A 2,095-nucleotide genomic window follows, 5' to 3' on the forward strand; every position below is an offset into this window, starting at 1 on the left:
TCACCTTTGAATCCCATAAAGACCATCTGAGTCTCCCCTGCATGATCAAACAATACACCCGAACCCTTATTAATAAGGAACGAACCCACACCACCGGCCATACCGCCGATACCCGTAATAGTAGCAATAGCCTTCTTAGGGAACATATCACCCACCGTCGAGAAAATATTAGCAGACCAGGCCTGATGAGCCGCACCCGCAATACCGATAATAATCACAGGAAGCCAGTACGAAACACTGCCCAAAGGCTGAGCAAACAAAGCCAAAAGAGGGAAGAAAGCAAAAATCAACATCGCCTTCATACGCCCCGCATACGGATTCATACCCTTCTTATCCACAAAATAAGTAGGAAGCCATCCCCCGATAATAGACAAAAGAGTAATGGCATACAATACAAATATTGCTAACTGACCTTCCGGATCAGAAGATTTAATGCCATATACCGAACTCAGGTAAGCAGGCGTCCAGAACAGGAAGAACCACCATACACCATCAGTCATAAACTTACCAAAAGCAAATGCCCAGGTTTGTCTGTATTTGAAACAATCCAGAAAAGAGATTTTCCGGTCGTCATGTGCTTTTTTAGTAGCTTCATCCATACCCTCGCTACCGTCCAGATCCTGTTGGATATAAGCCAACTCGGCTGCATTGACAGCCGGATTCTTCTCGGGTTTCTTGTAAACGAATACCCAGAATCCCATCCAGACAAAACCCAGTGCCCCAATAATGATAAAGGACATTTCCCATCCCCAGTGGGCAGCAATGAAAGGAATGGTTATAGGTGCAGCCAGTGCTCCTACCGTAGCCCCGGCATTGAAGATACTGGTAGATAAAGCCCTGTCTTTTTTAGGAAAGTATTCGGCTGTTGCTTTAATAGCTGCCGGAAAGTTACCGGCTTCCCCTATTGCCAGTACCAGACGGGCAAAGATGAAGAGTGTAACACTTACCGAAGCGACCATGGCTCCGTCACTTACCATTTCAATGGCATGTCTGGCTCCTTCGAAACCTACGAACCATTCTCCGGCTGCTATACCCGAAGTGGCTATTCCGCAGAAGGCATGTAAACAGGCTCCTACAGACCAGATACCGATTGCCCACAGGAATCCTTTCTTGGTATCCATCCAGTCGATAAAACGACCTGCAAAGAGCATACTCAGGGCATAGAAGATGGAAAACAAGGCGGTGATATTACCGTAGTCATTGTTGGTCCAGTGAAACTCGGGAGCGATAAAGTCTTTCCACGTTAAGGAAAGTACCTGCCTGTCCAGGTAGTTGATCGTAGTTGCAAAAAACAACATGGCACAGATAGTCCATCTGTAATTGGTCATTTTTTGTGTGGGTTGGTTGGGTGTATTCATTGATTGGTATTTAGTTAACAGTTAACAGTGATCAGTTAGCAGTTAGCAGATATCAATGATCAGTTAATAAGCTCCTATACTTGTTGACTGATCACTGTTAACTGCTGACTGCTTTATTTTTGTCTTGCTTTGGCTATGATGGCTAATGCTTCTTTACTCATCCGGGTTATTTCCGCCCAGTTTTTGGCTGCGATCACTTCTTTGGGAAAGAGGTTGGAGCCCATTCCTACGCAGGTTACTCCGGCTTCTATCCATTTGGTCAGGTTATCCTCTGTGGGTTCTACTCCTCCTGTTACCATGATACTCGACCAGGGCATGGGTGCTTTTACGTTTTTAACGAAAGAGGGTCCTCCTACGTTTCCGGCGGGGAATACTTTGACTACTTCGGCTCCGAGTTCTTGTGCGTATCCTATTTCGGATACGGATCCGCATCCGGGTATGTAGGCTACTTGCCGGCGGTTGCATACTTTGAAGATGTCGGGGTTCAGCAAGGGGCCTACTACGAAGTTGGCTCCCAGCTGCAGGTAGAGTGAGGCGGTGCCTGCATCTACGATGGAGCCGATGCCTAAAATCATCTCGGGACATTCTTTGGCGGCCCATTTAACTAATTCGGCGAATATCTCATGGGCGAAGTCGCCTCTGTTGGTGAATTCGAAGGCTCTGACGCCTCCTTCATAACAGGCTTTGACTACTTGTTTGCTGGTTTCCAGGTCATTGTTGTAAAAGACCGGAACCAT

General features: G+C 46.7%; 2 protein-coding genes. Both read right to left on the minus strand.

From position 1 onward, the window contains the following. The coding region (locus CLV62_RS21390) for an MFS transporter (protein ID WP_185144283.1) at positions 1–1,358 on the minus strand (1,358 nt) is incomplete at its 3' end. Positions 1,359–1,471: 113 nt separating this feature from the next. Then, on the minus strand, positions 1,472–2,095 hold a 624-nt coding region (locus CLV62_RS21395; RefSeq protein ID WP_110312789.1), incomplete at its 5' end, for a bifunctional 4-hydroxy-2-oxoglutarate aldolase/2-dehydro-3-deoxy-phosphogluconate aldolase.

The organism is Indolivaga alginatilytica (assembly GCF_003201355.1).
Lineage (GTDB): Bacteria > Bacteroidota > Bacteroidia > Bacteroidales > Dysgonomonadaceae > Dysgonomonas_A > Dysgonomonas_A alginatilytica.